Here is a 7101-nt window from a genome sequence, read left to right as displayed (position 1 = left end):
AAACGCTCGCTGAACTCGCCTTCTCGTTACCACGCGCTACGGGGTCATGCGCGAAGCTGAATCGGTGGGGTTTTGTAGCGCGTGGTAAGCCTAAGGCGCACCCGTGAGAGCAGCGCGAAGCGGTGCCGGGGTTCACCTTCACCAACCTAATCCCGCAAACTCATAATCCGCCAGTGGCGTTCTTCGGCGACTTTTCGCAAGGTAGCGTCGGGGTCGACGGCGACGGGGTGTTCGACGATTTCCAAAAGTGGCAAATCATTGTGCGAGTCGCTATAGAACCAAGCGTCTTCCATGGTCAGGTCCTGACCTTCCAGCCACTGTTCAAGACGGGTGACTTTACCTTCACGATAGCTGGGCACACCCGAAACGCCTCCGGTGTAGTGGCCATCTTTCACTTCTGGGTTCACTGCAATTAAGTGGTCCACCCCTAAACGCTCGGCAATCGGCGCGGTGATAAAGCGGTTGGTGGCGGTAATAATCAGCAGCGTATCGCCTTTGCTGCGGTGGCGGGCGAGCAGTTCTTCCGCTTTAGGCAGAATGTTGGGCTCGATTTTGCTGACCATAAACTGCTGATGCCAAGCGGCAAGCTGTTCCGGCGTGTTATCGGCCAGCGGTTTAAGCGCGACGGCCAGAAAGTCAGCCATGTCCAGAGTGCCCGCATTATAATCGGCCATAAAGCGCTCATTGGCTTCCCGGTAAGTCGCCGGGTCTACCGCGCCCTGTTCGAGTAAAAACTCGCCCCAGGCATGATCGCTATCGGTGGATAGCAGCGTATTATCCAAATCGAAAATGGCCAGACTCACGGCGCGCCCCTTTTTAGTCAGTGGTTGTCAGCAATCAATCGTGTTGAAAAGACGCTAATTAAGGCAAATAGCAGACGCGGGATTATCGCAGACTCGCCCTGCCATTCCCACCAGCGCACGTTTGTTGCAGCCCTGCTGAAACGAAAGCATTCATCACTTAGCGTTATATTGTATTGATACGCTTGTCACCCTTGTGGAAAAATGGGCACAACTGAAAATTTATGAAGGTGATGTCCGTGATCGACGCTGACGGCTTTCGCCCCAATGTTGGCATTATCATTGCCAATAGCCAGGGGCAGCTGCTTTGGGCGCGTCGGGTAGGACAAAATGCGTGGCAATTTCCCCAGGGGGGCATCAATGCAAGCGAGACGCCACAACAAGCGCTTTTTCGTGAGCTATTCGAAGAAATCGGCCTAACCGCCGACGATGTTGATATTGTTGCCTGCACCCGGGGCTGGCTGCGTTACCGTCTACCACGACGTATGATTCGTACGCATTCGCGTCCGGTCTGTATTGGCCAGAAGCAGAAGTGGTTTTTACTTAAAATCCGTTGCCAGGAAAACCAAATTTGTATGACGGAAACGCCCACCCCCGAATTTGATGGGTGGCGGTGGGTGAGCTACTGGTACCCGTTAGGGCAGGTAGTGCCTTTCAAACGAGAGGTATACCGACGTGCGCTGCGAGAGTTGTCTCCCCGCGTTCAGCGTCTGGCACAGGATGAAGAATAGGGCGATCTACCGCTGCCCAAGCTAAGGCGCGCAGCGGGGCTTGCCAGGAAATTCCTCAGCGAGGCAAATAACAGTGAAAAGTAAAACGTCCATGCTTGAGGTGCTGCGCCGGGTTATTCAGGAAGTGAATGGCGCGCGCAACCTCGACGCCGCGCTGTCCACGATGGTACGCCGAATTCGTAAGGCGATGCAGACCGATGTGTGCTCTTTCTACCTCTACGACAAAGAGCTTGAGTCGCTGGTGCTGATGGAAACCATCGGCCTGCGTACCCAGGCGGTGGGCCGCGTCGTGCTGCCGTTAGGCGAGGGGTTGGTGGGCTTGGTGGCCAAACGCAGTGAGCCTCTCAATCTTGAAGAGGCTCAGATGCACCCGCAGTTTCGCTATTTTGAAGCCACCGGTGAAGAGCGCTACTCCAGCTTCTTGGGCGTGCCGATCATTCACCAGCGGCTGATGCTCGGCGTGCTGGTCGTACAGCAAGCTGAAAAACGCCGCTACGACGATGAAGACGAAGCTTTCCTGGTTACCATGGCGGCGCAGCTGGCGGGCGTATTAGCCCATGCCTTAGCCACAGGTAACCTGCTGCGCCCGGCGCTTGCCGGTGGGCAGGCCATGTTTAAAGGCGTGGCTGCCTCGCCGGGCATGGCCATGGGTGAAGCGGTGGTGATTACCCCGCCTTCCGATCTTAATAGCGTGCCGGATTTAGTGCCCAACGATCAGGATTTCGAAGTCGCGCGCTTGAAAGAAGCCATTGGTAAAACCCGTAGCGAAATTCGTGCGGCGGCCGAGCGCTTGGCAAGCCGGATCTCTGCCCAGGAACTGGCGCTGTTTGATGTCTATCAGCAGATGCTGGGCGAAGCGGCGCTGGCCGATGAGGTCGAAAAACGTATTCGCGAAGGGCAGTGGGCCCCTGGCGCCCTGGCTGACGTGGTACGCCGCCACGTGCAGTATTTAGAGCGCGTCGACGATAACTATCTACGCGAGCGGGCAGCTGATATTCGCGACCTGGGGCGCCGAGTGCTGGCGCATTTGCAAGAAGATACGCCCTCCACGCCGGAAACCTACCCCGATAACGCTATTTTGGTCGGTGATGAAATCAGCGTCGCTATGCTGGGCGAAGTGCCCCGTGACAAGCTCAAAGGCCTGGTCTCGGTGCGCGGCTCCAGCACCTCACACGTGGCGATTGTGGCCCGCGCCATGGGGATCCCCACGGTGCTGGGCATGGTGGATTTGCCGTTACCCCGTTTAGGCGGTGCTCCGGTGCTACTGGATGGTCACCGTGGCCGCCTGTTTGTGCGCCCGGGGCCTGAGCTCAAGGCGCGCTATGAAAGCCTGATTGCCGAAGAAGAAGCCTTAAGCGAGCTGCTTGAACACGAACAGGACCTGCCCAGCGCCACGCCAGATGGCTACAGCTTGCCGCTAATGGTGAATACCGGGCTAGCGGTCGATGCCAACGCGTTGTTAAAAAGCCGTATCGGCGGGGTAGGGCTTTACCGTACCGAAGTGCCGTTTATGATTACTGAACGCTTCCCTGGTGAAAAAGAGCAAACCAAGCTTTATCGCGATCAGCTCGAAGGTTTCGCGCCGCTGCCGGTGGTAATGCGCACCTTGGACATTGGCGGTGATAAGGATCTGCCCTATTTCCCGATTGACGAGGCCAATTCGTTTCTTGGCTGGCGCGGGATGCGCGTGACGCTAGATCACCCCGAAGTATTGATGGTGCAGCTGCGCGCCATGCTCAAAGCGTCCATCGATTTGGATAATCTCTCCGTGCTGTTCCCGATGATTACCAACGTCGAGGAGGTGGATGAGGCACTGCGTTTGTTAGATCGCGCTATTTTGGAGCTGGGCGAGGAGGGGATAACCGTCGTTCGGCCCCAAGTAGGGGTAATGATCGAAGTGCCTGCCACTATCTATCAAATGGATTCGCTGGCCAAGCGTGTCGACTTCTTTTCAGTTGGCAGCAATGATCTTACCCAGTATTTGCTCGCGGTGGATCGCAATAATCCTCGTGTTTCAAGCCTTTACGATGCGCTTCACCCGGCGTTGCTGGGTGCCTTGCTGGAGCTTGCCCAAGATGCCAAACGGCTCAATAAGCCGATTTCGCTGTGCGGTGAGCTAGCGGGAGACCCCGCGGGCGCCTTGCTGCTGATGGCGATGGGCTTTACCAGTCTTTCCATGAACGCGCCTAGCCTGCCCAAGGTGCGCGCCGCCATTCGCCGGGTGCCGTTGAGCGATGCCGAGCAGCTGTTAGAAGAAGTAATGGCGTTGGATACCCCGGCACTGGTGCATGCGCATCTAGATAACCGCCTGGATGAGTGGCAGTTGTCTCACTTAATGCCCCCACGAGATTGAGCAGTGGGCTGATTAGCAATAGACAGGCTGGTTTCACCTTCAAAGTGACCTAGCGGCCCAAAGCGCTGTTCGGTTATCTCGATGTGACCCTGGTGGCCCAGTGTCAGCCATGAGGTAGCCCGAGTGCCGTAGCGCTCACCGACAATAAAGGCTGCCGAGAGCTGGCGCTCCAGTTCAAGCCCAACGCCGGTGTCGGGTAAGGCTTCAACGGCTGCCTCGTCTGGGTTTTGCATCGCATGCCGCACGGCGTTAGGCCATGGCGGCGTCTGGCGCTCTCGCAAAGGGCCATCTTGTGAAAGACCGTTTCTTAAAAGACTGTACTCAAGTGCATCGCGAACGTGCAACAGCTTGGGCCACGGGGAGTTAAGGTCGGCGTTGGATAAGCCGTGTACGCCGGGGGGCACCTCCCTGAGTGCCAGCTGGTCTCGGCTGCGGTGCAGGTGCCAAAGCCGCTGCGGCGTCGCGACTAATAGGTTGAACCCCGCATAGCGTAAGGCTTCACCTTGGTTTAGCGCGGCTAGCCAGCTCTCTATGTCGTCGCACTGCAATGCATCAGCCACTAGCGCCCCTCGGCTCGGCGCGCCTGGCGGTGTGGTCAGTTGAGGGTCACGCACATTGGTAACAGCCGCGACGATGCCGCCCTGCTTTGCGGCTAGCCACGAACCACCAGCTTCTAAATCGCGCCCACCGGCAATTGCCGGACAGTCTTGCCAATAAGCAAGTGGTGCCGTGGGCCGCGCATAGAACTCATCACGGTTGCCCATTAGCCGCAAAGGCGTAGGTGAGCCAGGATGCCAAGCAAACGTTATCAAGCACATAGCAAACTCGTCAGTTAAAAAGTAAAAGGTAAAAGTTAAAACATTCAGCCGTGCCGCATGACAGTCACAAAATGCAGACGTAGACTGACGCCAGCATCGGCAGGTATCGCCAAGTATTAAATAAAACAGATACGTTATCACAGGCTACTAGGCCGCAAGGAAGACGAAATCATGCAAGGTTGTCGAAGGGAGCACTTTTGGAACGCCATTGTGTGGCCGCTTCTCTGGCCACTGCTGCTGTTGCAGGCCGGGTTGATCGTGTTATGCCTGTTAGTGGGGGCAGGGGTATGGTGGACGTCGCCTGGCTATGCCTCCTGGAACACACTGCTGTGGTTAATGGCGGCCCTGCTTCTCGGCAGTAGCTTGAATGTCGGCGCCTTTCTGATGCTGGTAAAAACGCGCGCACGCCGCAAAGATAGCCGCTTCATGCAAGAACTCACCGAACTGGAGCGGCATAGCCAAGCGCTATGCGCCACTGCAGAGCGTGCCCTGCCGACGTATAAATGCGCCTCTCCAGAGGCTGTTGACGAATCTCATCTACCCCTTCAGCGGCTAGCCAGCGTGAATGACGTGTTGGCAGGCCTGGAACGCTGTATGAGCCGCTCGCAAGCAGCCGACGCTGCCACACAGCATAGCCAACAAGAGCATGAACAATCCTTGTTGGACGACCTTCAACACCAGCAGCGACAGCTAAAATACTTAATGGCGGGCCGTGAAAGGGCGCGAGAAGAGTCACGCCTAAAATCTGACTATTTAACGCTGCTGCAGCGTGAAACGGATAGTTTGTTGGACCATTTAAACGGCATGTCTGACAAAGACATCGACGCCGATTGTCGGCAAAACATCATTGATGTCAGTACACACTTAACCGATATCCGTGGGCTGCTGGCTAACCTTGTGCAAGAAGGTGCTGAACAAGGCAACGCTGGGCAAGACGGCGGGGCAGAACCATCAATGGCAGAATCATCAATAGAAGTTGAGGGCGCTGAGTCGCAGAGCCATTTGCGCGTACTCGTGGTCGACGATGGCCCGGTTAACCTGATGCTGGCCCGACAGATACTGGAAACCCAAGGCCTGCAGGTAGAAGGCGTTAGCAGTGGCGAACAGGCGCTTGAGCGTCAACAAAGCGTCAGCTTTGACCTGGTGCTTATGGATATTTTTATGCCGACGCTGGATGGGCTCGACACCACCCGCCGCTGGCGTGAGTACGAGCGCACCCATGGCGCTAACCAAAGCGTGCTAGTGGCCATGACGGCCAATGCCGACAATGCCGGGCGTGATGCCTGTTTAGCGGCTGGTATGGACGACCTACTCGTCAAACCGTATCAACCGGATACCCTCCTCGGCATAGTGATTCACTGGTTCCCGGGCAGGGTGCACGTCGCACTGCAGGTATGAGCAATGTTTCTTTTACCTGTTTAAGGGGTAAACTTCGCTGCCTGCGTAAAAGTGCTGGCGCTGTTGCGCTAACGGTTGTTACTTCTGCGCTACAGGGGTGGGGCCTGAGCCCTTACTAGATTCAATGATTCCTTTCGCCAGATTAGGCCAGATTAGAGAGTGTAAATGATTAACTACCCAACGATTGACCCAGTGGCTATTTCTATCGGGCCACTGCAAGTCCATTGGTATGGCTTGATGTATGTAGTCGGGTTTATTGCCGCCTGGTGGCTCGGCTGCCGGCGTGCATCGCGGATTGGCCTCAACAATGACGATATCGGCGACCTCCTTTTTTACTCTGCCATTGGTGTTGTGGCGGGTGGGCGTCTAGGCTACGCCCTGTTTTACGGGCTTGAACAGTGGCTGGCCGACCCGCTATGGGTCTTTCGCGTGTGGGACGGCGGTATGAGCTTCCACGGTGGCCTGCTCGGCGTGTTGTTGGCGGCCTGGCTATTTGCCCGCCGTAAACAGCTGGCATTTTTAACCCTTACTGACTTCATTGCGCCCATGGTGCCGATTGGTTTAGGCGCGGGGCGGATTGGCAATTTCATTAATCACGAGCTGCCAGGGCGGATTACCTCGTTGCCATGGGGCATGCCGTTTCCAGGCATGGGACCCGAGCCGCGTCATCCATCAGCGCTTTATGAAGCCTTGCTAGAAGGCGTCGTGCTGTTCGCCATTCTCTGGTGGGTATCGGCCAAACCCACCTCGCGTGGTTTTCTATCCGGGTTGTTCCTGGTCTGCTACGGGGTGTTCCGCTTTATGGTCGAATTCGTACGCCTGCCCGATGCCCACATCGGCTTTATCGCCTTCAACTGGGTCACCATGGGTATGTTGCTCTCGGCCCCTATGATCGCATTGGGGCTTTACATTATTGTCTGGTCGCGTTCCCAGCCAGTGGATGTAAAGACTGCGAACTAAAAGCATCGCGCAGCGGTGCCTGTGTTGGTTGAGGTGCCACC

6 protein-coding genes are annotated in these 7101 nt (G+C 56.5%); 4 read left to right on the top strand and 2 right to left on the bottom strand.

The features are described 5' to 3' along the window. Positions 1–146: 146 nt before the first annotated feature. A complete protein-coding gene (locus tag HVA01_RS17210; RefSeq protein ID WP_146876670.1) occupies positions 147–803 on the bottom strand; it encodes a histidinol-phosphatase in 657 nt (218 codons plus the stop codon). A 236-nt stretch (positions 804–1039) separates the two neighbouring features. Between HVA01_RS17210 and rppH the strand changes: the two genes are divergently transcribed. Together rppH and ptsP are read left to right on the top strand one after the other, a co-directional pair. Then, entirely contained in the window at positions 1040–1531 is a 492-nt protein-coding gene (rppH, locus tag HVA01_RS17205) for an RNA pyrophosphohydrolase (protein ID WP_146876669.1), read from the top strand. Between the two features lie 91 nt (positions 1532–1622). Then, positions 1623–3884 (top strand): phosphoenolpyruvate--protein phosphotransferase, encoded by a 2262-nt coding sequence (gene ptsP, locus HVA01_RS17200; RefSeq protein WP_146876672.1) that lies wholly within the window; start codon positions 1623–1625, stop codon positions 3882–3884. On the opposite strand, the gene HVA01_RS17195 is transcribed toward ptsP, so the two are convergent. Then, positions 3860–4702, bottom strand: coding sequence for an NRDE family protein (locus HVA01_RS17195; RefSeq protein ID WP_146876667.1), 843 nt, complete (start codon positions 4700–4702; stop codon positions 3860–3862). The two genes, ptsP and HVA01_RS17195, sit on opposite strands and share 25 nt — an antisense overlap. Positions 4703–4873: 171 nt before the next feature. On the opposite strand from HVA01_RS17195, the gene HVA01_RS17190 reads away from it, so the two are divergent. Beyond that, positions 4874–6100 carry a response regulator gene (locus HVA01_RS17190; protein WP_146876665.1) on the top strand — a complete coding sequence of 409 codons (1227 nt, stop codon included), beginning with the start codon at positions 4874–4876 and terminating at the stop codon, positions 6098–6100. 165 nt (positions 6101–6265) lie between these two features. Then, a complete protein-coding gene (gene lgt, locus HVA01_RS17185; RefSeq protein WP_146876662.1) occupies positions 6266–7060 on the top strand; it encodes a prolipoprotein diacylglyceryl transferase in 795 nt (264 codons plus the stop codon). Positions 7061–7101 lie beyond the last annotated feature (41 nt).

It is taken from the genome of Halovibrio variabilis (assembly GCF_007991175.1).
Lineage (GTDB): Bacteria > Pseudomonadota > Gammaproteobacteria > Pseudomonadales > Halomonadaceae > Vreelandella > Vreelandella variabilis.
This window is presented reverse-complemented; position numbering and strand designations above follow the sequence as displayed.

What these genes read in the sequence shown, in the direction of transcription:
- HVA01_RS17195 (WP_146876667.1), bottom strand. Translation starts at nt 4,702, where the DNA reads ATGTGCTTGATAACGTTTGCTTGGCATCCTGGCTCACCTACGCCTTTG.
- ptsP (WP_146876672.1), top strand. Translation starts at nt 1,623, where the DNA reads ATGCTTGAGGTGCTGCGCCGGGTTATTCAGGAAGTGAATGGCGCGCGC.
- lgt (WP_146876662.1), top strand. Translation starts at nt 6,266, where the DNA reads ATGATTAACTACCCAACGATTGACCCAGTGGCTATTTCTATCGGGCCA.
- HVA01_RS17190 (WP_146876665.1), top strand. Translation starts at nt 4,874, where the DNA reads ATGCAAGGTTGTCGAAGGGAGCACTTTTGGAACGCCATTGTGTGGCCG.